The sequence below is a fragment of the Shewanella sp. 10N.286.51.B7 genome, from assembly GCF_002873615.1.
Lineage (GTDB): Bacteria > Pseudomonadota > Gammaproteobacteria > Enterobacterales > Shewanellaceae > Shewanella > Shewanella electrodiphila.
The window spans coordinates 963-25540 of the sequence record NZ_MCUF01000069.1 but is presented as its reverse complement, the minus strand read 5'-3'; the positions used below and the strand labels follow the sequence as shown (position 1 = coordinate 25540).

The 24578-nt window shown below is 39.9% G+C and carries 22 protein-coding genes; 11 read left to right on the top strand and 11 right to left on the bottom strand.

Going from position 1 to position 24578, the window contains the following annotated elements; genetic code table 11:
• Positions 1 to 37: 37 nt before the first annotated feature.
• From BCU84_RS18015 to BCU84_RS18005, 3 genes are all read left to right on the top strand, one after another.
• Complete coding sequence (locus tag BCU84_RS18015) at positions 38 to 535, top strand: GNAT family N-acetyltransferase (protein WP_102529448.1); 498 nt, start codon at positions 38 to 40, stop codon at positions 533 to 535.
• A 103-nt stretch (positions 536 to 638) separates the two neighbouring features.
• A complete protein-coding gene (locus BCU84_RS18010) occupies positions 639 to 1385 on the top strand; it encodes a trypsin-like serine protease (protein ID WP_102529447.1) in 747 nt (248 codons plus the stop codon).
• Positions 1386 to 1749: 364 nt separating this feature from the next.
• The gene (locus BCU84_RS18005; RefSeq protein ID WP_102529446.1) at positions 1750 to 2421 is read left to right on the top strand and encodes a hypothetical protein; all 672 of its coding nucleotides are present in this window, start codon (positions 1750 to 1752) and stop codon (positions 2419 to 2421) included.
• 230 nt (positions 2422 to 2651) lie between these two features.
• Here the strand turns inward: BCU84_RS18005 and BCU84_RS18000 are convergent, their stop codons facing one another.
• The 5 genes from BCU84_RS18000 to BCU84_RS17980 form a co-directional block, all read right to left on the bottom strand.
• Positions 2652 to 3227: a hypothetical protein gene (locus BCU84_RS18000; RefSeq protein WP_102529445.1), complete on the bottom strand. Its 576-nt coding sequence runs from the start codon at positions 3225 to 3227 to the stop codon at positions 2652 to 2654.
• Positions 3228 to 3652: 425 nt separating this feature from the next.
• Positions 3653 to 4603 (bottom strand): hypothetical protein, encoded by a 951-nt coding sequence (locus BCU84_RS17995; protein WP_133146657.1) that lies wholly within the window; start codon positions 4601 to 4603, stop codon positions 3653 to 3655.
• 284 nt (positions 4604 to 4887) lie between these two features.
• A complete protein-coding gene (locus tag BCU84_RS17990; RefSeq protein ID WP_157936242.1) occupies positions 4888 to 6381 on the bottom strand; it encodes an FUSC family protein in 1494 nt (497 codons plus the stop codon).
• A 42-nt stretch (positions 6382 to 6423) separates the two neighbouring features.
• Entirely contained in the window at positions 6424 to 7287 is an 864-nt protein-coding gene (locus BCU84_RS17985) for an HlyD family secretion protein (protein ID WP_102529442.1), read from the bottom strand.
• 23 nt (positions 7288 to 7310) lie between these two features.
• The gene (locus BCU84_RS17980) at positions 7311 to 7514 is read right to left on the bottom strand and encodes a DUF1656 domain-containing protein (RefSeq protein ID WP_198589612.1); all 204 of its coding nucleotides are present in this window, start codon (positions 7512 to 7514) and stop codon (positions 7311 to 7313) included.
• Between the two features lie 454 nt (positions 7515 to 7968).
• Here BCU84_RS17980 and BCU84_RS17975 point away from each other — a divergent pair, with 454 nt between their 5' ends.
• The 4 genes from BCU84_RS17975 to pdxY all read left to right on the top strand — a co-directional run bounded on the left by BCU84_RS17975 (position 7969) and on the right by pdxY (position 13991).
• Complete coding sequence (locus tag BCU84_RS17975) at positions 7969 to 8871, top strand: LysR family transcriptional regulator (RefSeq protein WP_102529440.1); 903 nt, start codon at positions 7969 to 7971, stop codon at positions 8869 to 8871.
• Between the two features lie 443 nt (positions 8872 to 9314).
• The gene (gene aspT, locus BCU84_RS17970) at positions 9315 to 11018 is read left to right on the top strand and encodes an aspartate-alanine antiporter (protein ID WP_102529439.1); all 1704 of its coding nucleotides are present in this window, start codon (positions 9315 to 9317) and stop codon (positions 11016 to 11018) included.
• 112 nt (positions 11019 to 11130) lie between these two features.
• Complete coding sequence (locus BCU84_RS17965) at positions 11131 to 12747, top strand: bifunctional aspartate transaminase/aspartate 4-decarboxylase (RefSeq protein ID WP_102529438.1); 1617 nt, start codon at positions 11131 to 11133, stop codon at positions 12745 to 12747.
• Between the two features lie 389 nt (positions 12748 to 13136).
• Positions 13137 to 13991 carry a pyridoxal kinase PdxY gene (gene pdxY, locus BCU84_RS17960; RefSeq protein ID WP_102529437.1) on the top strand — a complete coding sequence of 285 codons (855 nt, stop codon included), beginning with the start codon at positions 13137 to 13139 and terminating at the stop codon, positions 13989 to 13991.
• A 121-nt stretch (positions 13992 to 14112) separates the two neighbouring features.
• On the opposite strand, the gene BCU84_RS17955 is transcribed toward pdxY, so the two are convergent.
• From BCU84_RS17955 to BCU84_RS17945, 3 genes are all read right to left on the bottom strand, one after another.
• Positions 14113 to 15309 (bottom strand): alginate export family protein, encoded by a 1197-nt coding sequence (locus BCU84_RS17955; protein WP_102529436.1) that lies wholly within the window; start codon positions 15307 to 15309, stop codon positions 14113 to 14115.
• Positions 15310 to 15614: 305 nt separating this feature from the next.
• Positions 15615 to 16109 (bottom strand): prepilin-type N-terminal cleavage/methylation domain-containing protein, encoded by a 495-nt coding sequence (locus tag BCU84_RS21115; protein ID WP_102529435.1) that lies wholly within the window; start codon positions 16107 to 16109, stop codon positions 15615 to 15617.
• Positions 16110 to 16295: 186 nt separating this feature from the next.
• The gene (locus BCU84_RS17945) at positions 16296 to 16826 is read right to left on the bottom strand and encodes an NUDIX hydrolase (protein WP_102529434.1); all 531 of its coding nucleotides are present in this window, start codon (positions 16824 to 16826) and stop codon (positions 16296 to 16298) included.
• 333 nt (positions 16827 to 17159) lie between these two features.
• On the opposite strand from BCU84_RS17945, the gene BCU84_RS17940 reads away from it, so the two are divergent.
• Positions 17160 to 18224 carry a YHYH protein gene (locus BCU84_RS17940; protein ID WP_102529433.1) on the top strand — a complete coding sequence of 355 codons (1065 nt, stop codon included), beginning with the start codon at positions 17160 to 17162 and terminating at the stop codon, positions 18222 to 18224.
• Between the two features lie 76 nt (positions 18225 to 18300).
• Positions 18301 to 18954 (top strand): hypothetical protein, encoded by a 654-nt coding sequence (locus BCU84_RS17935; RefSeq protein WP_133146656.1) that lies wholly within the window; start codon positions 18301 to 18303, stop codon positions 18952 to 18954.
• 15 nt (positions 18955 to 18969) lie between these two features.
• Here the strand turns inward: BCU84_RS17935 and BCU84_RS17930 are convergent, their stop codons facing one another.
• The gene (locus BCU84_RS17930) at positions 18970 to 19290 is read right to left on the bottom strand and encodes a hypothetical protein (RefSeq protein WP_102529431.1); all 321 of its coding nucleotides are present in this window, start codon (positions 19288 to 19290) and stop codon (positions 18970 to 18972) included.
• Between the two features lie 302 nt (positions 19291 to 19592).
• On the opposite strand from BCU84_RS17930, the gene BCU84_RS17925 reads away from it, so the two are divergent.
• Together BCU84_RS17925 and BCU84_RS17920 are read left to right on the top strand one after the other, a co-directional pair.
• The gene (locus BCU84_RS17925) at positions 19593 to 20399 is read left to right on the top strand and encodes an SDR family NAD(P)-dependent oxidoreductase (protein ID WP_102529430.1); all 807 of its coding nucleotides are present in this window, start codon (positions 19593 to 19595) and stop codon (positions 20397 to 20399) included.
• Between the two features lie 498 nt (positions 20400 to 20897).
• A complete protein-coding gene (locus BCU84_RS17920) occupies positions 20898 to 21077 on the top strand; it encodes a hypothetical protein (protein WP_102529429.1) in 180 nt (59 codons plus the stop codon).
• Positions 21078 to 21364: 287 nt separating this feature from the next.
• Here the strand turns inward: BCU84_RS17920 and BCU84_RS17915 are convergent, their stop codons facing one another.
• On the bottom strand, positions 21365 to 23470 hold the full coding sequence (locus BCU84_RS17915; protein ID WP_198589611.1) for an alpha-amylase family glycosyl hydrolase: 2106 nt from the start codon (positions 23468 to 23470) through the stop codon (positions 21365 to 21367).
• Positions 23471 to 23528: 58 nt separating this feature from the next.
• Entirely contained in the window at positions 23529 to 24539 is a 1011-nt protein-coding gene (locus BCU84_RS17910) for an aldo/keto reductase (RefSeq protein WP_102529449.1), read from the bottom strand.
• Positions 24540 to 24578: the final 39 nt, after the last annotated feature.

Here is a 24578-nt window from a genome sequence, read left to right as displayed (position 1 = left end):
TCATGAACTATGATCGTTAGTTGCCTAGGAGAATTTCGTGTTAATCCGTACATTTGAGCAAGCTGATTATCCTTTCGTGCAAACCATATACCAGCAAGGTATCGATACAGGGAATGCTACGTTTCAATTAACAGCGAAAAGTTGGGGTGAGTGGAATACTTCAATGCATAGCCATTCCCGCCTTGTAGCTGTCGAAAATGACAATATCATTGGTTGGGCTGCACTTTCGCCAATATCAAACAGAGAAGTATATTCCGGAGTCGCAGAAGTCAGTGTATATGTTGCAGCTAGTGCTCAAGGTAGGGGGGTAGGTCAAGAATTACTCTCAAGTCTAATTTTTGAGTCTGAAAGTAATAATATTTGGATGTTACAAGCTGCTATTTTCCCTGAAAATAAAGGGAGCCTAAAACTCCACAAAAATAATGGTTTTCGTCAACTTGGTATTCGTGAAAATCTTGGTCAAATGAATAATATTTGGCGTGACGTAGTTCTTATTGAAAGACGTAGCAAAGTTGTAGGCGTAATCGGCAACTAACAAGCTGTTAAACAAGGACAAAATACAGTTGGCTGTGTTTCGTACCTCAACAATTTTAGCCAACAATATTTTGCCTGTTAACAGGGCGTTAAAGGAATAATTCATGAAATGGAGTTTCTTAATCCTACTCGTTTTATCATTTCCATCGAGTGCAATTATAATGCGACATGATGTAGATGAGTCTCAATATCTAGAATTTGCAAAAGATAATAAATCGATAGTTACCTTTTACGGAAATTATAGAGATAAAGAAATTGTCGAAGGAACTGGGACTCTAATTGCCGAAGATTGGGTGATTACCGCTGCTCATGTTGCCAATTATTTGTTAATTGATGGAAAAGTCAGGTTTAAAGATTCTTACTACAAGATAAAGAAAGTTGTTAAACATCCAGATTGGAAAGATAAGCAATTTCCAAATGATATAGCGCTTGTCCAGTTACAATCGACTATCCCTAATAGTGAAACTGTTGCTTTATATGACAAAGAAGATGAACTTCATAAAACTTTGACGTTTATCGGTCGCGGAGACTTTGGCACTGGTGAAGTAGGAATTGTTGGTGCTGATGCTCGATTAAGGGCTGCGCAAAATGTTGTCACAGAAACTTCTGGGCAGTGGGTTCGGTTTAAGTTTGATAGTGAACAAGACTCTTTGGCATTAGAGGGTATTAGTGGTCCAGGGGACTCTGGTGGACCCGCACTACTTAAAATGAATAATCGACTTTATATTGTGGGCGTTAGTTCATGGCAAAATGCAGAGCCAACAGAATGGCAAGAAGCTAAATATGGGGTAATTGAAAACTACTCTCGCATTTCATATTTCAAAAAATGGATAGAAAAATCTATGGAGTAGCAACAACATGGTCATCCATTCCATGTGACTAAATATCAAACACTCTACAAGGCTTTAGTTACTGCTTAATATTCGGTGATTAATGATGAAGTATTTAGTCCTTTGGCCATCAGTAAATGAATTTTGGTGTGGGTGTGGGTGATCAAAGTAAGAATAAGTAAAAGAAACCCAACAACTTTCAAAAAAACTGTAAGCATCCGCACAAAAAGCTATTACCTCATCGACACATAAAGCCATATAACTTAACGAATATCTAGTTGATAATAGGAGGTCACAGTAAGATAAACCATAATTATTTCATTGATATAGAATTATCATATAATGCTTTGAGGATAAATTTTTCAAATTAAAAATAGAGATTAATATGCCTTTTAAGCAGTATCATATTCACAATATTAGTATGTTTTTTCGTGCATGTATTACAGCTCAAACTAACACTTCAATAACGCCTTCAATCGCACAAAGAAAATCAACTGAGACTCTAGCTGTTAATGCATTACTGGCTTTATACCTTGGACTATTTACGTTATTTATGTGGTTCGAGCAATTCAGAATGCCTTATATTCACATGGAAAACTTAGAATTTTATTGGGAATTATTAAAATCAGGTCCGTTTTCTGATGCAGAGATGAACTATAGACCAGTTGCTATGCGTGAAATTGCTGACCTTTATATCTTGCAGTGGGCCCTCTTTGTATTAATACCTTTGTTTGCTTTAATCATTTTTGTCATTGCTCGGTCTAAACTTAAACAAATGCCAATGCATGAAGCTTCTCAAGGCGGAAAACTGTCCACATTCGGCAGAGTATTGGCACTCTTTATTGAAGGTAAAGCGCAGTTTTTAATGTTATTTGTAATTGGTTATAGTTTTTTTGCCACGTCAGCGTTTTCCCAATGGATGATAGATGCAGCCAAGGGCCATGCGGACTTCAACATTTATAGCTTGTTTTTTCCGTTAGCGTCGTTACTGCTTGTTTGGCAGTTTATTCGGCCTTTTGCCACTTACTATGTCATTACAATTAACAAAAAACAGTAATCATGCCCTATCGTGATTAAACAGTCCTTATCCCCAAATCGTTGTCCAGCTCGCAAATTTCAAAGCTCGTGGGGGGAGTTGTCTAGGCCTCGATATTCAACCTTCTTTGAAAATAATTTTTCAAAGAAGGTTGTAGTTCATCAATTAGCCCACCCAGTCTAGCTTTATGTTATAACTTCAAAATAATGGGTGGCTATGTATTAGCTATAAAAAGATCTTTTAATGAAAGTCTAATTAACACTATAGCCTTTACCCTCTAAGCAAGCTGCGCGAGCTTGATAAAAATTTTCCTCGCCTTGAGCATTTGCAGTTTGTACCTGAGCCTGTTGTTGCGCAGCTTGCTGCTGAGCCGCTTGTTGTTGCTGTTCAGCTTGTTGAATATTACTGCGGCGACTTTGACGTCTTGCTGCCACAGCGCCAATAGCGGCTCCATTTTGCGCAGCGTCACTACGATCATCATCACCAAATTCGGCAATCATAGCGCCAGCGGCTGCACCAGCCATAGCTCCTCGCATGCCAGAGCCTCTATCAACAGAGTCATTACTATCAGGTGTAACTTGTGTCGGTTGCGTTGTTGTGGCGATAGTTTGTGGCTGACTTGGGTTATAGCCAGTTTGCGATACAGCCCAACTATTACAACTTGCCTCATCACTAGCCTGTAGCTCTGAACTTTGATTTTGCTGAGGAAAAACATACTGCTCAGCATAACTACTATTAATGACGGTAAAATTCATCACTGCGGCAACGGCAAAAGTAGATACAAGACCTGCAGTTTTTAGCAATAAAGTCTGATTAAGCTTAGACATAATACCTCCAATAAAAGTTATATAATCAATTGTTGTTATTCAAGAGCGCAACAGTCATTTTCAACATAAATCATTTGCAACATAAGTCATTTGCAACATCAGCTCTGTTTAACAACCAGATGAATAACTGCGCTTTAACAGCACAAATAATCGCCGATTACTGGCAGTAATAGTTACCATTTAGCGCCATAAATAAAATCAAATGACACCTAACTGAGATATGAATCCCCCCTAAAAGACATGAAGGGAAAGCCAAAGGAAAACGAAAAAGAGAAAACGAAGAAGAATTTAGAAACTATGCTTTGCAGAAGAGTGAGTCTAATTGGCTAAAAACGAGCAAGATGCTCATTTTGTATTTATTTACTCCCCAAAAAAATTGAGAGCAATGAACTGCAAACTCAGAACAGCCCAAGAAAGCTGGTAAATTAACAAAACATAAACGCAGTTCCACCAGCAAAATTTCTCACTGCAATAATGCTTTTCCCTTGCACCAAACCACAAAGGCTATTAACCCGTTTTTCAACACTTTGTTGTAGTCGAGATTTTAATTTATTCAGATCAATACTCTGGGATTTATATTGATAAAATCGATGTAAATAGATGACCCCGAGACGCTTAGGTGTCATTTTTTGAGTACTGGACTTATCAATTGAACGAAAGTAATAACTTAATTGCTTTCGCTTTCTTGCAACTCGATAAAAACGATCAGCATCAATTTCACCCTCTCTAAACTCCAATATTGTCTCTTTAAGCGAACCTGTATGCTGTAAAGCCCGCGCAATTCTGTGGCCCACACAAGGTATGCGGTAACTAGCAACACAGGATTTAAAGCGTTTTTTATGTAAAGTATCAGGAATAAACAATGGATCGTAGATAATGGTTAATGGCGTTTCACAATGGCTTGCATCAATATGAGACATATCTTGAACTTGCAGTTCGGTGTGTTTACTCAGCTTTGGATCCCACGGTGCATTAGGTTGCCAATAGGTACTTAGCGGCATGAGTAATAAGGCTTTATCTAGCTTTAACGCTTTGGCATGAAATGCTGCTGCAAAACCGCCTTTACTACAGCCATAACCAATCCGAGCGGGAAATGGGAATAATGAATCAGACAAGTCATCAATAAATGCGGCAAACTTTGCTGAGTCAAAATAATGGGTTTCACCACCAATATGATTAAACGAAATCACATTCATTTTCTTTTTAGCAAAAAACTGAAAACTCCATGCCTGCTGGTCAGCATCAACTTGCTCTTGCGACATCGCATTACTAGAAGGGGGAAATGTCACCATTAAAGGCTCATCAGTATCAAAGATATGATATTGAACCAATACATTGTCAACTTGTAAGCGTACAGATTGGTGATAAGTCAGCATTGTTAACTCCCCAGTTTGCAGCACACCATTTAAAGGCGTGAACTTGCCAAACGACATAATTTAAATCGCATGCTACAAGACTAATTGGGGATTAAAAGTGTTAACTCACTTAAGGTTAAATCTACACGCAGCGTGTAAAAAAACAGCAAGGATGACGTTGCACTTGTTAAGAATTTGAAACCGCCACGCCATTAAAAATTAATTCAACTGTTGATTTTGTCGTCAGCAAATTCACAAGCTTGAACTCAGTTGAGTCAAGCATTGCAAAATTTCATTCGAAGCTATTAGCCCTCTTTAAATACGCCCACAAAAAACCGAACGACGGCTATCGCCATGAATACCTGTACCAACATATTTAATGACACCGTAATATCAAAACTTGGTGTAAGGTGCAGCGCACTCATGGTTAGCACTACCAGTAAATTAGCACCAATCACTTTTTGCAAAGCTAATTGAGGTGCTGCACAAAGTCGCCAAATCACCACTATATTGACAAAATAGAACATGGCTAGATGCCACACTTCTGTAAAAGAAGGCATGATAAATACATATTCCAATGTCACTAAAGCGCCAAAAATACAGATACCGACCAAAGCTTCATTGACAATAAATTTTGGTAATGCAATTAAATTAACAGCCATCACCGCAGACAACATCGGAAACATATAACCATTAGGTAATGGTGTGTATATCCACAAAGCAAAACTGGTCGCTAATGCCGCCATTACAATTAAGCCATCTTTAATGCGCAACGATAGCGGAAGCGCAATATCCCATTGTTTAACTAACTCCTGCCATGTCAAAGTCACGTTAATATCAGTAAAGGTTTTGCTGTTTTTATCAATACGTGTTGAGGTGCTCAGCAAATAATCTTTAGCTACCTGAATACGCGTCACCATTGATGCGCTCTGCATCAATTTTTCGTTCAGTTGAATAAGGCTATCTTCATTAGAAACGGCTTGCAGTAAAGACACTTTAATCACTTCAGGATTAGCATCTGCATTGCCGACGATACTCTTAGCTTGCTCAAGCCATTGAGTTAAACGCTCAATCGTTTCGTAACTCGCAATGGTCAATAGCTTCCACTGTTTACGTTGATGGGATAATTGGTAACTCCCTGCACTGGGCAAATCTAAAATTAAACTTTGGGATTTGATGCTTTCGGTCATCTTAACTAAGTTAGCCTGATGGGCTAAAAGCTGATCTATACTCACCTCTTTTTTGCCATTCAAGCAGTCGGTTAGCTCTGCAACTAATTCAGTTAATTGCTCTGTGATGCTGTTGTGTTGTGCATAAAAATTGACTTCAGAATTTATCGGCCAGACAAATCGATACACAAGCGAGAACATCACCACGCCCAGTAATGTTTCTTGTAAGCGAAGAAAAATCATATTGACTGATGTTATATCGTCAAAGCTTCCCATAAAGCATATTAAAGTACATACAATAAACGTAATTCTGACAAAGTATCCGTGTTTGCGATCATAAGACATCACAGTACTAATGCCAGCAAGCAATATAAATGTCCCAATAAATAGCATTCGCTCTTGGGCAAAAAAGGCAATCATTGCAATAGCAATGCTAGCCCCCACTATTGTGCCCATAATACGGTTTTGTGCAGCTTGAATTGAATGGCTATATGATTCATTTGCCGCCAATGTAACAACGGTAATGGCTGCCCAATAAGGCTTTTCCCAGCCAAATAACAATGCCAATACAATGGCACTGGTAAAAGCCAGAGCGACTTTAATGGCTTCTTTAGTAGCAAGACCCAGCATATTAATCCCCTTTTGCACCATAAATATCAGGTCTGCAGCTTATTAAGCGCCATTAAAAATTTGCACTGAGGCGGTGGTGCCAACACGCAGTTGTACGTCTTCAGGAACATGTTCAATATGGATCTTAACGGGAATACGCTGTGCTAAACGGATCCATTGAAAATTAGGGTTCACATTAGGTAATAGGGTATTACCTGTGCTGCCATCTGACTTAGCAATACCAAAGCCAATGCTTTCAACTTTCGCTTCTATCGGGCTATCTGGGTTCATCATTAACGTCACGCGAGCTTCATCCCCCATATTCACCCCTTGTAAATCAGTTTCTTTAAAGAAACCTTCAATCCAAAAACTGTTCTCATCAATCAAGGCAACAACAGGGTTGTTAGCCACAACCTGGGCGCCTTGCCTAAGGTTTAGATTGGTAATAAAGCCGTCTGTAGGCGCTGTAACATGGGTATAAGCCACATTAAGTTCAGCTTGTTCAACCACTGCATCTGCTGCAGCCAAGTTAGCTTTAGCTGTTTGCACCGCGTTTTGAAAGTTATTCAAATCAAGCTCAGAAACCGTGCCGTGCTTGAGACTCTCAAGTTCCACTGCGCGGTGATTTTCATTTTTAGCTTTATCTACTAATGCGCTCGCCTGCATCTGCTTTGCTTTAGCATTACTTAACTCAGCTTGGTAAATACTCGGGTCAATTTCAAACAGTAATTGGCCTTTCTTAACGCGGCTATTATCGTCTACCAGCACGTTCGTTACAGGGCCTGTCACTCTTGGGGTTATTTGAATAATGTGCGCTCTTACTTGGCCGTCACGGGTCCAAGGATTTTCAGCGTAGTTTTGATACTGGCTTAACACTGCTATTGCAGCAATCACAACCATCACCAGTGTGGTAATTATACGAAACATATCGAGCTCCAAAGTCTGATGAGTTAGGTAAAAGCAATAAATCGGCTTAATAGCACGGTAAATATCACCACCATGCAAAGTTCAACTAATGCTGGCAACGCTATAACACGCTGCCAACCGAGTTTGCCAGCAACAAATGTAACCGCGACGGTAAGAAAATAAGCTAACATTACAACGATTAACAGCGGCGGAAAGTACACTTCTCCAATCGCAAATTCATGAGGCATTTGTGTCACCAATCGAGTTATAACTAAAAAGGGAGCAGCATCACAAAATAAGCAATACTGCTAATGACGATAATTGTATCGATTGATTAATGTTTGTTGTAATCGCTTAAAGAGGATGTAACCCATCAAACTTGAACCTAAGACAGACCCTTTTTACCAATGACTGAATAGAGACTATCTTTAATAATATTTAGTGAGGCACGAACATCGTATTCAATGAGCCAATAATCGCTCAAATAAACCATTTTGAGTGGGTTTGTTAAAACAAATGATGAGTATGAGCAAAGCAGGTAAAAAAATACCTCATAAGCAACTGAATACGCTTGCTTACTGTTTCAATTGATACAGGGTTTAATTACACTGACTCTTGAAGGTAATTTTCTCAATCTGCATCAAATGACGTAGCTTGGCGAGTCACTTAACCAGAAATAATGATAAATGGAGCCCATACCCGATGAATTTTAGCTTAGAGCAATTACGCGCATTCGTTGCGGTTTATGAACAGCGATCATTTAGTAAAGCTGCAGTTAAGTTAGATAAGCACCGTACAACTATTGGGCAAGTGATTACCAACCTAGAAGATCAAGTCGCAGTAGAGCTGTTTAATCGTGTCGGTCGCAGTGTCGAAGCAACAGAAGATGGTGAGCTGCTTTATCGCTATGCTAAAACAACGGTACAACAAGCACTGACTTTCGATAAAGTGGCGCTCAGTTTATCTTTTGGTGGGCTTGAATCTATTACTATCGCTTATGGCAGCTTTATGTCACCAGGGCTCTTAACCGACATTCGTCTTAAGTTGCTGGAAGAGTTTCCCAATATGAAAGTGCACTATGTTGTTCGCACGAAACCAGAAATCAAAAAAGGCATTGAAGATGGCAGTATTCATCTGGCTATTGTCAATGTTTACAACAGTAAAGTGGTTAATAGTATCGACTTTACCTTCCTAAAGAATTTAGATTTTTACTTATATACAGGTAAAGATCACCCTTTAGCGACTGCCCCTAAAAATAAAACCATGTCTATGATGAAGTCATCAAAGCAATTAGTATTGAAAGCCATGCTCGATGACGACATGGCACAAAAAGTCATATTATCTTCAGATCATGAAATCATCGATCAAATGACATTAATACTAAAACTACTCGAAGCGAATGTTGGCTGGGCTTTACTGCCTAGCTTAGTGACCATATCACCAAGCTACCAAGAAAAAGTCGTTACGTTCAAATCTGAACAGTTGCTTGATCATGTTAGTGTCCCTATAGCGTTATGGGCACCGTATTCAAAACAAATTGCGCCAATTAAAGAGATTGTTTCCAATATCTTTGCAGAGTATCCCTACCCTAAAGGTTTAGACTAACTTATTTGTAACTCACTTTTCTTCAAACGGCTTATTGGGTTTTACCATTAAGCCGTTTTTGTATCCGCATCACTTTTCACTTTTCACTTTTCACTCGGTCTGAATAGAATACGGCTTCACGACTCACCTCTTTTCATATCTCTTAAGGGATGTTTTCACAAAATCTTGCTCAAATAAAATAATCTCCTCGCTAGGAGCCTCACTTCTAGTTGCTCATAAAAATCAATAACCTAATACATAAAACTATTCTACTTTCTCTCATAACATAAGACTATGAAGGGTTTAATCCATCAAATGGGATTAATTGTGTCTAGTTTCCTGCCCTAATATTGCTGCCGAAACCACGAACTATCACTCACATTCAGTTTAATAGTGAATAAGTAAATGGTTCAAATTAACCAGTGACTATTCACTTTTGAATTTAATTTTAGGCAGCAAATATTATGAGCATTATCGAAAATCTATTTGCCGTATCTCCTTACATCGCTTTATTTATTACACTCGCGTTAGGTTACCTCATCGGTAAAATCACCATAGGCCGTTTTGTGCTGGGTGGCGTAGCAGGAACCTTAATCATGGGCGTGTTAATTGGCCAATTTGGAGTACAAATAGATCCAGGTGTAAAAACCATTTTCTTCGCGTTATTCATTTACGCAGTCGGTTATCAAGGTGGGCCACAATTTTTCAGTGCGCTTAACTTCAAAACCATCAATATCTTATTGTCAGCGGTTGTCATGACAGTCACAGGTTTACTCTGTGTACTTGCTGCAGCATTGATGTTTGATCTTGATAGCGGCACAGCTGCAGGTCTTGCAGCAGGTGGCTTAACACAATCAGCCATTATTGGTACAGCAGGTGATGCTATATCACAGCTAGGTAACGTCACCGAAGAAGCTAAACAGTTGATGCAAACCAACGTAGCAGTCGGTTATGCCGTGACCTACATCTTTGGTTCATTAGGTCCAATATTAATGGTGTCATGGTTGATTCCAACCTTTATGAAATGGGACATCCGCGGCGAAGCACTTAAGCTTGCTGAAAAAATGTCAGACGGTAAAGCAGAGCTTGCACCTGGTGAGTTTAACGCTATTAGCGATCTGGTATCTCGTGCCTATCAAATTGATGACAGCAGCGATTTTATTAGCCGCACCAGCCAACAAATCAATAAAGATTTGCTCGATATCGCTATCGAAATGATTGACCGTAACGGTAATGCCATTGAGCTTGATAAAGACATCACAATTCAAGCTGGCGACATTGTCATTGTCACAGGCCGCCGTGAAGCGATTGCAGGTTATATGAGCACTGCAACCAGCGAAGTCGCTATGCCAAAAGGCATCAACTTAATTGAAGAAAACCGCCAGCTTATTGCTAAAGATGCCAGCTTAGTGGGTAAAACCATTGCTGAAGTTAAAGCAAAAGCCAATGCGGATACTTACCGTGGTGTTTATGTCACAGACATTATTCGTGGTGGTCATTCACAAGATGTTGATGCTGACTTTATCGTCGCTAAAGACGACATCATTCAGTTAACGGGCACCGCTAAAGACATTAACCGTGTAGAGAAAAATATTGGTAAACGTTTAGGTTCAGCCTTTGCCACCGACTTTATCTTCTTTGGTTTGGGTATGGTTGCAGGTCTGCTAATTGGCCTAATCAGTTTCGAAATTGCCGGTATTCCCGTCACAATTGGTTCAGGCGCAGGTTGTTTAATTTCAGGCTTATTCGTGGGTTGGTTACGTAGCCGTAAACCTGCTATTGGCTCACTACCTCTAGGTGCATCTAACTTCTTACGTGATTTTGGTTTAGCGGTGTTTGTCGGCATTGTTGGTCTACAAGCAGGTCCAGAAGCCATTAATACCATGAAAGAACACGGTTTAACTTTATTGTTCTTGGGTATGGCAGTGACCATTATTCCACAAATCATTTCATTCTTTATTTCTTACTACGTATTGAAAATTAAGAATCCAATTGAAGCTTTAGCTTGTGTTTCTGGTGGCCGCAGCGCTAACCCAGCATTCGCAGCCTTACTTGAAAAAGCAGGCAACGCGACACCAGTATTTGCTTTCACAGTGACTTATGCCATTGCCAATGTATTGCTCACCCTTTGGGGCCCAATCATTGTCGGCATCATTTCAACTCAGTAGCTTCAACCTGATTTTTCAACGTAATAGTTTCAAACAAAACACATTTCGGCGAGTGAGTTCACTCAACTGACTCGCCAATAATCAGATTTTAAAATATCAATAGGTACATACTATGAACAAGCAAAATACTAACGACCTAATGGCAATCGATTTCACACAATTTGCCGACTTAAGCCCATTTGAATTGAAAGATAAACTTATCGAAGTTGCACAAGCAGTGCCTGATCGCACTTTGTTAGATGCTGGCCGTGGTAACCCAAACTTTTTAGCCACCTTGCCACGTAAAGCGTTCCTTCGTTTAGGTGACTTTGCATTAGAAGAGTCAGAGCGCAGCTACTCATACCTCAATCAAGGGTTTGGCGGTATCCCTGACGGAGAAGGTGTTGTGGAACGTTTCGATACTTTTGCTAAAGCGAACCAAGGCCGTGCAGGCGTTGAGTTTTTACAAAAAGCGGTTAGCTATGCCAAAGACCGTTTAGGCATCGAAAAGCAATCTTTCTTACATGAATTTGTTAACGCATTCCTTGCGTGTAACTACCCTGTACCTTCACGTATGCTGACTAACATCGAGAAAGTGGTAAAACAGTACATCGGCGAAGAAATGTATGGTGATTTGCCAATGAATTCTGACTTTGATTTGTTTGCTACTGAAGGCGGCACTGCGTCAATGACCTATACCTTCGCCACAATGGCAAACAATGGTCTGCTTAAAAAAGGCGACAAAGTGGCACTTATCACGCCAATCTTTACCCCTTACTTAGAAATTCCAGAGCTTGCTGAGTACGACCTAGAAGTCGTTGAAATTCGCCTTGATGAAACCACATGGCAGTTACCGCAATCAGAAATTGAAAAATTAGCTGATACTGATATCAAACTACTTTGTGTGGTTAACCCAGCAAACCCAGCGTCAGTGAAATTTTCTGACGATACACTGAACCGCTTAACTGACTTTGTAAACACTCAACGTAGTGACTTATTTATCATTACTGATGACGTATACAGCACCTTTGCAGACAACTTTGTGTCACTGTTTGCAAAACTGCCATACAACACTTTGTGTGTGTACTCATTCTCAAAATACTTCGGTGCAACCGGCTGGCGTTTAGGCACCATTGGTATCCATCACAGCAATGTGTTTGATGATGCTATGCGTGCCCTACCTGAAGCTCATCAGCTAGAACTTGATAACCGCTACAAAACGATCACTCCTGATCCACGTAGCATTAAATTTATCGACCGTATCGTTGCTGATAGCCGCGCGGTCGCACTAAACCACACCGCGGGTTTAGCATTACCACAACAAGTTCAGATGGCGTTGTTCTCTTTAAATTGCTTAATGGATTTAGAAGATAACTACAAAGCAGCTTGTAAACGCATTATCCGTGAACGTTACATCACCCTTTACAAAAACATGGGGATTGAAGTTGAAGAAAACGTCGACCGTGTTGATTACTACACCTTACTAGAGCTAGACACTTTAGGTGGCAAACTTTATGGTGAAGCGTTTGTTGAATGGTTCAAAGACAGCGGTAAAGGCAAAGACTTCCTATTCCGTTTAGCTCACAAAACGGGAGTTATCTTACTTCCAGGTAAAGGCTTTGACGTGGTGCATCCATCAGTACGCGTTTCTTTAGCAAACTTAACTCATCACGAATACGAGTTAATTGGCCGTGAAACACGCTCAGTATTGAACGATTACTTTACTGAGTTTCAAGCAGCTACTGCGTAATGAATAACACCTGTATTGGCTCACTAAAGTGAGCCAGTACTCGTGCCAAACTATTACTAAAAATATTACTAAAACTATTACCAGTAATAACCGTCACTACTATTGTAAATACTAACGCCAATCATTAGATTGGCGTGTTTGTATGCTCGAATAGCTTTTCTAAGAATCTTCATAAAACCTTGTGCATAAGAAAGCCTTACTGGTGGATTTCATCCATCAACAAGGATTATGACTATTCAAGATCACAGACTATCATTAGCCATATTGAAATCAATCGCGTAAGCCTTTATAAGCTAACGTTAACCAGCAGCATCATTGTCAGAACATGGCATTCTTCCAGTATTGTGCTCGCATTGTTCATCACAACTTTACTTATAATAGGTCATTACATGAAAGGTATTATTTCAATTCAATCTCACGTGGTATTTGGGCATGCAGGTAACAGTTCTGCCGTGTTCCCTCTGCAGCGCATGGGCATGGAAGTGTGGCCTATTCATACGGTGCAATTTTCAAATCACACCCAATATAAACAAGGTTGGAAAGGTCGTGCTTTTTCTGCTGACGACATCAACCAACTTGTGGCAGGTATCGACAACATAGGTAAACTGGCGGATTGCCAAGCGATACTTTCAGGTTATCAAGGCACTGCAGAACAATGCCAGGCAATTATCCATACCGTTAACAGTGTAAAACAACAAAACCCTGCTGCGATTTATGTGTGCGATCCTGTGATGGGCGATCCTGAAAAAGGCTGCATTCTGGCAGACGGGATCACTGAGCAATTAATCAATGATGTCATGCCTATCGCAGATGTCATTGTGCCTAACCAATTTGAATTAACTCAATTTACAGGCATGGAAATCAATAACCTAGAACAAGCAAAACTCGCCTGCGAAAAAGCACTGACTCTAGGACCTAAAATCGTATTAGTAAAGCACCTGCACTCTATTGCTGATGACACCTTTACCATGATGTTAGCCACTGCAGATGGCATGTATATTTCCCAGCGACCACAGCTTGAATTTAACCGCCAGCCTGTTGGTGTGGGTGATTTAATATCAGCGTTGTTTACTGGGGGGCTATTACAAGACATGAGCGCAGTAACAGCATTTGAACATGCCACTAACGCTTGTTATGGGGTATTAAAAGAAACCCATAAAAGGCAAGAGTGGGAGCTACAAACCATTGCAGCTCAAGCTGAACTCGTTCAGCCAACTGAAGTATTTCACGCCAAAGTTGTTTAAGACTTAGACATAAAAAAGCAGGAATCAATTAGATTCCTGCAAACTAGGTGTGGGGGGGGGGAGTTACAACAGTCACTACACACCCAAAGTAGTGACTGCAAGATGTTTCATCCGCTTAGCATTAATAGTTAGCTTGGAATGTTAACCATAATTTATCGGTATCATTTGAAAAGTCATAGCCTTCATCTGCACCGCTGAAGCTGGCATATTTCACACCTAAGCTGTAATGCTTAGCAAATGGGTAAGTAGCAGCAACGCCCCACTCTGTTCCCATATCAATATCGCCATAATCTGATTCAAACTGGTGATATTTGGCTAGTAATTTAAGACCGGCAACTTTACCCGTTAAGATCACATGAGTATCGACTAAACCGTTATCCCAGTTACCTTTTCCGCCAAACAAGAATTTGTCAGTCCAACCGTTAAAGGCATGAAGTGTTGCTAATGGTGTAATAAAGCCAGCTTTACCACTATCAGAACCTAATACTTCATAACCCACTTTTGCGCCAAAGGCGTCAAAATCGATACCCGCACCTAACTTGTAGTAATCCGCGCTGTAACTTACAGGGTTATCACCCCCTTCAGACTGCTGCGCATATTCAGCTTCATAACTGACTTTCAGCGCATCTAATTTGATATTACCCGCAGCTCGAATACCAAAGGTATCAGTAGAAAAGGCAGCAACATCAGTATTATCAATCAAGTAACCATAACCGGTTAAATTAACGAACTCTAAACCTTTATAATTGATATTGATTAAGCTGGTTTCGTTTTCATGTTCTTCTTTACCTGAACCTTCAGGGAAAATACGATTTACATTAGCGACATACGCATAGTAAGCCGTCAAGTTTTCAATCGCGGTGTTTTTAATCGAAACCGCATCATAAGTTTGTTCATTTTGACGGAAGCCCACACCACCAACAAAACGCTGGTTATCTAATAATATGCGTTGGCGACCTAATTTAGCTAACGTTTCAGCAGGGCCTTTATACCCAATAAAACCTTGGTTGATTTGGGTATATTTATAATCACCGATCAGTGGTTCATTATCCGTAGAGCGAACATCATCAACTTCCGCTACTGCAAATAAATTATATATATCACCTGTTTGATAAGTTAAACGTGTGCGTAATGTGGTTTGGTTTTGTTGATCCACATTGGCAACATCGACATCTTCATAGCGCAATCTAAATTGCACATTCACTGACGAGTCATCGATAAAAGCTTTTTTCAATGGGTCAACAGTTTCAGTTTCAGCATAGGCCGTAGAAGTCGCTAAACTGGCAAGAACGGCTAATGTGAGGGTACTTAATTTCATTTATTGTAATCCTTTTATTTCATCATCTCGAGTGATGTTATAAAGGTGAAATGAAATGAAATAATTGATCTAGAACAATGTTACAAAAGAGCTACAATTACGCATCAATATTTGTGAGCCAGATCATTAACTTATACTAAATTAGCATACCTCGAAATAGGTATTTTTAGCATTAACTCATATATTATTTACTAAATAATTGATTACCGTTTTACTTTTATCCTGCCAATAAAGCCTAAATAAAAATGACTATCCAAAAAAAAGCCTGAAATAAGCATTTCAGGCTTTTTAAAACTTAGGCAAATTTAGCAACCAGTATCAGTTATTTGATAGAAAGCGGGCTCTGAATTGTTACCATCAACCAAATAGTGCAATGAGCAATTACTGCTTATGTCATAACCTTGAGGAAATATATACACGCCAGAGTTTGGAATATTGTAAATCCCCCAATCTTCACTAAATTCATCAGTTGCTCCTGCCATCTGAGCGAACGAGCCTTCTAAAGCTTTAGGTAAGTTAACGTTAGTTGCTGTGATATAACCTAGGGTAGTCGATATTTTGATGCCGTTATGATCAATCTCACCGGGATCAAGTGTCTCTTGAGAGCCAATAACCGCTTTTGAATAAACTAACGAATTAGCTGATTGAATACTGCCTTGTAAGCTGCTTAAATTCGCCTTAACGGCATCGGATTTAATATCAATAAATTTAGGGGCTGCAACCACCGCAAGTACACCTAAAATAATAATAACAACCACAAGTTCAATTAAAGTAAAACCGCGTTGAATGGGGTATTTCATAACAAATATTCACTGACAGCATCATATTTATCTATTGGAAAAATATGAAATAGTTAAAGGAAGGCCGATAATACTCCAACCATGAACCCGCCACTACAACATAAATAGCACTGATAAGTACATTTATTAACTTTTACACAGTTTTGTTATCAAGATCTTATTTTTTGTCGTCTGCTCTACAGCTTATTAGGGCAGCTCTTGTTTAATTAATTTGAGTAAAAAAGTTTCACGCTCAATGGATAAACCTTTTTTGTCACTGTTCACCATGGTATCGAGATTATGTTGGATAGCTTCATCAATATCCATCCACACGGGTTTCATACCATTGTTAATCTCATGGGACTCAAACTGGGTTTCACCCAATTCACTATCTATCTCGCAGGTATAGCAATATGACAACATATGAATCAATGTCATGCCATCGCGACTCCAAGGGCGATATTCCTCATACAAGCCAAACTCTTTAATATTACGAATTGATTTAGCGCCAGTTTCTTCTTGTAGTTCTCGTACTAAACCTTGCTCAACCTCTTCATGATCATCAACCCCGCCACCAGGTAAAGTGTAATCATGATAACGCTCGGTATAGAGCATTAAAATAGTATTACCTTGCAGTACAATTGCCCTCGCTGCTCGGCGAGTTAACATTGAGTCTTGCTGTTGAGCAACAAACTGACTAGGTGTGTCGGGGTGGTGGCTGGTTTTTAAATGGCGCATAACAAGATCATCAAAATAAAAACGCGCATGATACGCTATTTTTCATAGGAAATATTCCTCCCCTCATTTCGACTGCTAATAATTTTTAAATCAAAAAACATATGTAAGTATTAAAGGAAATCAATCTAATCAAACCACCCGCAACAATTAAGTAACAATCACGCTGTTTCCCCTCATTTTCTGCACCGTTTCTGCACTTTTTAACGCTAGGATAAACCAAACTCAATTAAGCAAGCGCTTAACAAGTAGACCTCTGTACCTAGAGGCTTGTAAACAGCTCTTGATAACTGCCTATTTATAAATTGCTTTTTATAACAAGTGGAAGCCCTTGCCATGAAACTCTTTGCCCCGACCAAGCAACACTCAATTAGCCTAATAAAGTCAGCCTTATTTGTACTCATCACAAGCACATTACTGGCTTGTGGCAGTAGCGATGATGATACTGCTGTTGAAGATGCTGATGAAGTTATCACCACTCCAGACGACTCTACTGATGATTCAGGTGATGACTCTGATAATGACTCTGGTGATGATTCTGGAGACGACTCTGATAATGAAACGCCTTCAACAGGTTCAACAGATGGTGTGCTGTGTGATTATGTAAATAGCACCTATAACGAATCTGAATCGGTTTATAACACCAGTAATGCCGAGTGGACTTGCGAGGAAGGTGAACGCTTGCTTGATGCTAATGGGATCCCTGATCATGAAGTGGGATTATTTCCTAATGCAAATAATCCAAACAGCATTTATGAGCAAGATGTTTCTGCCAGTTACACCTTAACCCCTGAAGAAAGTAACACTGCTACAACCCTTGGTGGCCCCAGAGGTGTTTTAGGCTATGTACTTAATGGGGTAAAAATTGATGCGAGCACCGCAGGCACTTGTGATGACTCTGGTGATGATTGCAGTTTAGTTGGCAATGACGGCAACTGGAATATTGAAGCATTGGGCCAATCAAGTTTCAACTTTGGCACCGATGACAATAACGCCCATGTTCAACCTGGCGGTGAATACCATTACCATGGCATGCCAGAAGGCTTCGTCACTTTACAAGGTGGTAGCAGCGATAAAATGACCATTATCGGCTGGGCAGCAGATGGCTTTCCTATTTATGCTCGTTACGGCTATAGCATCGCAGACGATGACAGTTCTGCCATTAAAACCATTACAGGCAGTTATCAGTTAGTGACCAACGCCAGCAGTAGCAGACCATCAACCGACATATATCCATTGGGTACATTCGCGCAAGATTGGGAGTACGTAGCAGGTTCAGGTGATTTGGATGAGTGTAATGGCCGTGTTGGGGTCACTCCTGAGTTTCCTGATGGCATTTATCATTACTATGCCACTGACAGCTACCCCTACTTTCAACGTTGTGTAAAAGGTGAACTGTAAATAACTGTCTAACTATTGGCATCATGATGAAGTCAATGGAGCCATCAAGCATAAAACCTATTAAGAGTATGAGTACATGAAATTAATAAAGAAACTCGCTGCAAGGATCACTACTTGTATCATCTTGTGTGGATTAACATTCTCATCTGTTCAGGCACATATGATGGTGGCCCAACATGGCACAATTAACTTAGTCGATGATGGTGCCTTTATGGTGCTATCACTGCCGGTGTCGGCGTTTCATTTTCTTGATAATAGTCTAATTGAACTTGATGACTCTGATGCTGCTGATGGCTCTGATGGCTCTGATGGCTCTGATGATGCTGATAAAAAAATCGGCAATATATCAATGTCGAACCTGAGCATTGATCAAAATAATGACGGAAAACTATCATCTGATGAATTACAACAGCATCGACAACAAATAAGCCGCATCATTCTACAACGGGTAAGTTTAAGCGATGCTACCGGACCATTGCCTCTGCAAGGGTTGATCATTTCATTGGCTTCACATGGCTCTCCTAAACAGCCATCAGATCAAATCATCGTTATGGGCAGGTTCAAACTCAACAACAGTCAAGATCCCCTCATATTTGAGAATCAATTATTTGGTAAAAGTTTCAGTGAACAAGTGATTGATATGAGTGTCACTCGGCAAGAGGATAAGCAGAAACAAGTATTTCAAGTTTCAGCTAACGCGCCATCACACAGATTGTTTCCGGCCAAATAAATGCGCTGGCACGCCCTAGTCATTCATCATGGATTCACACTCAAAGCCTTGGCGCATTGAGTCAAATCGACACTGAGAACCACATTGCCACGGCGCATTATCATATTTAGCTGATACCGTTTGAGCGTGAACTTTGCAGGACTGATAATCGGTGAAGTCGGTGTCCATTTCGTAGGCAGCTGAAGTATAGCCATTTTTATACACAAACGAGCTCCATACTGCTGGCCCCTTATGTTGATTAGACTGATTAATCATTATCACCGCTGTGATAACAGCAATCAGTAAAATTAAGACAACTACGATAGAAATGGCATTGGAATTTTTTGAAACGGTCATAAGTATCAGCACAGCTTTCGAAAAGAATTAGCATAAACTTTAACATGATATTTGCAATCAAAAATGCGGCCAACATCTAGTCTACAGTGATTAATAAAAGCTTACTCACGCCCTCTATTATTAACAAAACCTATAAACTAATTCTACTGAACTCTCGCTTATCAATCGCTTTATACCTGCTAACATTAATATATTGAATGTGCGGGCGTTAGGTTTATAAAACATCAATTTTTAAGCCTTAAAGTCTTAAAAATGAAACCTTAAAGGCAGTCCCGTAACTTATTAATCACTAGGAACTCATCATGCAAAAGACGATTCTTGTTACCGGCTCTACCGATGGCATTGGTTTAGAAACAGCAAAGATGTTAATTGCTGAAGGTCATAAGGTGTTATTACATGGCCGTAATCCAAATAAACTGACTGACGTTGTTAATCTATTAGCAACAGCGGCAGATGAATCACAAATTGAATCTTATGTTGCCGACTTATCGAGCATGGAAGAGGTAAGAGCTTTGGCTAAACAAATCAAAGCCAAGCATAATCACCTTGATGTGCTAATTAATAACGCAGGGGTTTATAACCCAAGCACATTAATTACCCTAGATGGCTTAGATTCACGTTATGCGGTTAATACTTATGCACCCTATTTATTAAGCCAATTATTACTGCCTATCATGGATTCAAGTAGTCGTATCGTTAACTTATCTTCTGCAGCACAGGCGGCATTTTCTGCCAATGATATGGCTAAACCAAGCCCATTGTCTGACTCAACCGTATATGCCCAAAGTAAATTGGCACTGACGATGTGGTCACGCCATTTAGGGTTAGCGATTAAAGGAACAGGCCCAATGATTGTGGCAGTTAACCCAGCATCAATGCTTGGCAGTAAAATGGTCAAACAAGCATACGGCGTTGCAGGTGGCGACTTATCGATTGGCGCAGATATATTAACTCGCGCAGCGTTAGCTGATGAGTTTGCAGAGGCAACAGGGCAATATTTTGATAATGATAGAGGACAGTTCGCCTCTCCTCACCCTGACGCTTTAGATGTGGCTAAAACAGCAAAAGTGGTAGACGTGCTAGAGCAAGTGCTTACAGAGCTGAGTTAAATTAAGTTAAGTCAGTCTTTCTTTTTAAAATAAAACTACGGGTATTTATAACAATACCCGTACTGTCTTATATAAATTAACCACTACTATTTTTACAACGAACGCTTTCAATAATATCAATATAGTTAAGTATTGCAGCAACTAAACGCTTTAAAATTTTTCAGCTTGAAGCTAAACAAGCAGTTTAGTTGAGTCGCTAAATGACAATAAAAAAGCTAAAACTGCTGCGATTTCAAACAATTTAGTCAGCCACTCATCAATTAAAATATGACTCATATCTCCTTTTGAAACTTTAAAAAAAAATTGTTATCCAGATCGCATTTTTATTTTGAAACTCCTGATAAATTCCAGATTAAGCACACACTAATATAGTGTTCACAACCACCAATACTAAGTGCTTGTAGTTTGGGCTTTATGATTGATATCGAACGGACTTTCTATTTCAAGGGCGACTCATTCCCCAACAAGAAAGCCATGTCTCGATAGAAAGGATATTTTATGGCTGAAATTATTGACCTTGTTCCAAATAACACTGAAATCGATGGGTTTGACAAACCATCTACTCCAAAAGCAAAAGAAGATATGTTGCATAGACGAGAGGTGAAAAGACGCCTTGAAGACTACTTAGAAGCACAACAACTTAAACGTGCTATGGGTGGCGATGATTTCTTTGCTTAACACATTATTGTATTCAAACACCCTGTTTATCTATTCTGCATAAGCGTGCATTTCTCCACCATGCTTTCCGTGCATCATTAAGCTCAAGTGACTTCTCCAACACTGAGCTTAATGAACCACGCATCCATTATTTGTGCTGTTACGCTGCTTTATTTATACAAAATTGGCATAAAAAAACCACAGTTTTCATCAACGTTCAACGCTACAGATACCAGTAACTTCACGTTTAAAAATCCGTGGTTAGGAGTAAATTGAAGGGGGGAACTCCTGAAGACTAATGCCCATTATTATCGTTTTATTTGATATACCCCATAACTTAAGCGAGGCATTGAGACTGTGATAGCTTGTTTTTCAACGTCAATTAAGTGGCTTGAATCTACATTGCTAGAAGGTAGGCCGTTATAATATAAATCACCCGCAGCCTTAAAGGTTTTCAATACATCTTCAATCGCCGTGATAGGCTCACCTTTATCTGTCATATCAATTTCAATGCTTGCAGATTGATTACCAGAATTAAACACAATCAAATATTCTTCACCACTCGTTTCATCCACTCTAGCAAAGGCAAACATGCCGCTGTTCGCTTGAATTGCTGAATCTTGGATTATTGAATCTTGGATTGATGAAGCTTGGATTGATGAGGCTTGAATTGCTGAAGCTTGGATTGATGAAGCTTGGATTGATGAAGCTTGAATTGATGAGGCTTGAATTGAAGAGGCTTGGATTGTTGAAGCTTGATAGTATCTAGGTTGATATACGCCACGACGTAAGCTTCTATGCTCTTTCCTAAGCTGACTGAGGGCTGATATCGCCATAAATAGTGGATGGGATTGATTAAAATTATCTTCAGCAGTCGTTGCTGAAGTTCCCATTAACACATTATCGTTATAACTGTTTACCTTTGATGGAAACATGTCTTCTCTTGCATCAATATCATTACCATCACCAGTAAAGCCTTGCTCATCACCGTAATATACAACGGGGATCCCGCGCGATAAAAACATAAACGCATGGGATAAAATACTCCGCTGTAACTTTTCAGTTGCCGTCAATTCAAGTCCTGAGCCATTAATAAAATACCCCGCTCGCCCCATGTCATGGTTACTTAAAAAGGTCATCAATAAATCTGCTTGGCTATCTTCATCTTGATACAACACATCTTGCTCAAATAACTGTTTTGCTAATAGCGGGCTTTTACCACGATAAAAAATATCAGCAGCGACATCCTGAAAAGCAAAGTCTAATACCGAGGGCAATTTACCTTCTGTGGTATACAAACTGAGATGATGTGGGTTAGTGTCGTAGACCTCGCCAAATACATGAAAATTAGGAATGCCTTGTCGATTGGCATAATCAATAATTGCTGGTGTAAAAGTTTGCCAGAATGACAAATCAACATGACGCACAGTATCGATGCGAAACCCGTCAGGCTTAAACTCGGCTATCAATTGCTGATAAATTTCAATCATCCCTTTGAGCACTTGAGGATTTTTAGTATTAAGATCGTCAAGGCCATTAAAATCACCATTAAGTGAGCTTTCACCTTTAAAGCTACTATCACCTTGATTATGGTAATACTGCGGATCGTTCAACCACTCTGGCACTTTAATATCAGCGTGTTCATCAAGTATAAATGGTGAGTATTGTTCTGTTTTAGATGTGCTTAATGGCTTGTATTCACAATGGTCTAGACCTTGACGGAATTGACCGTCTTGTTGATGGCACTCGCTATAGCGGATGATGTCTGCGGTGTGATTAGTGATGATGTCAAAAAACACCTTCATTCCCCGCTGGTGAGCAGCATTGATTAAGGCTTTAAGATCATCATTACTACCAAAGTGTGGATCAATTTCACTAAAATCGACAATCCAATAACCGTGATGTGCAATGCCGTCTTTTTGAATCGCCTGATTTCTCAGTAGTGGTGTCATCCAAATAGCTGTGATCCCTAGAGACGCCAAATAATCTAATTTCTGCTCAATCCCAGTAATATCGCCACCATGAAAACCACGCGCTGACGTCTTATCGACACCACCGTGAGATATTCCTGACAATGCGCCATTATCGTTAGCTTCATTGCCATTATTAAATCGATCTGGCAATACAAAATAAAAAATGTCATCCCGAATATCTCGATGTAGATAATCTTGGTAAATATCTAACGATGCTGGGGGTTCGCTGACGTTCGATTCCCTGGATATTGATTGCGTGGACGCTAATTCAAAAGCCGCTGACTCGGTTTGGGATGATTCAGTTTGGGATGATTCAGTTTGGGGTAACTCGGCATGAGATGACTCACTTATGAGGCAACCTAGGAGCAGTACTCCTGCATTGACAGTGACTAAACCAAGCCTTGCTACACCCAATGTAGTTTTTGATAATATTGATTTCATATTTGTTCTTAATCCATTAATAGTTCAAACAAAAGTGCCACAACGAAGTGATATAAAGTTAAGGTAACTCTTCACCTTTTGCGCTCACATATAAGGCATACCAATGTTCACGGGAAAGTTTCAAGCCAATAGCTTGCTGACAAGCTGAAATTCTTTGTAAGTTCGTAGTACCAATGACGGGCTGAATTTGCGCAGGATGCTGCATTAACCAAGCAAGTAAAATGGCTTCCTTGCTAACACCGTAATCTGCGGCTAATCGCGCTACTAATTTACTGGTTTGTTGAACCGCAATTGGTTGACTACTTGCATCGACTCCAGTGTAAATCCCCTGACACAAGCTCCCCCAAGACTGCACTTGCAGACGGTTCTGCTGGCAATACGCTAATGTACCAGGGGTAAAGTTAACCCCAGCGCCTGCTTGATTACCCGCATAAACAGTTTCATCGAGCCAATCTTGCTTGTGTAAACTCAACTCAATTTGGTTGACAACTAAAGGTGTATCAAGCGCTTGTTGAATGGCTGATACTTGATGATGCTGCATATTAGAAACACCCAAGAATCGTACTTTTCCTACATCACGTAAACGATGGAACGTGTCTGCGATTTCCTCTGCCTCCATGAGTGGATCTGGGCGATGCAATACCAACACATCAAGGCAATCGGTTTGTAACTGTTGCAAGCTTTTATCAACACTGTGGTTAATCCACTGCGCTGATAAATCGTAACGCTTTGGCCCTAAATCATCTTCAAGACGGATACCGCATTTGGTTTGAATAAACATCTTTTCACGTAATTCAGCACGAGCTGACAACACCTGACCAAACACTTGCTCTGCTTTACCAAAGGTATAAATATCAGCATGGTCAAAGTAGTTAATTCCCTGTGCTAAAGCCGTATCTATAACCTCGTGAGCTTGATTTCGATCAGCTGCGCTAATGGCATGATTATTCCAGCCACCGCCTAGTCCCATGCAGCCATAAACCACTCGGCTAACGTCTGGTAAGTGTTGCGCAAGCGCCAAAGGCTTAACGTTGACTTGTTTTGCATTTATTGCTGAGTTTGAACCCATGACTGATTTTGAATTAATAACTGATTTTGAATTAATAAC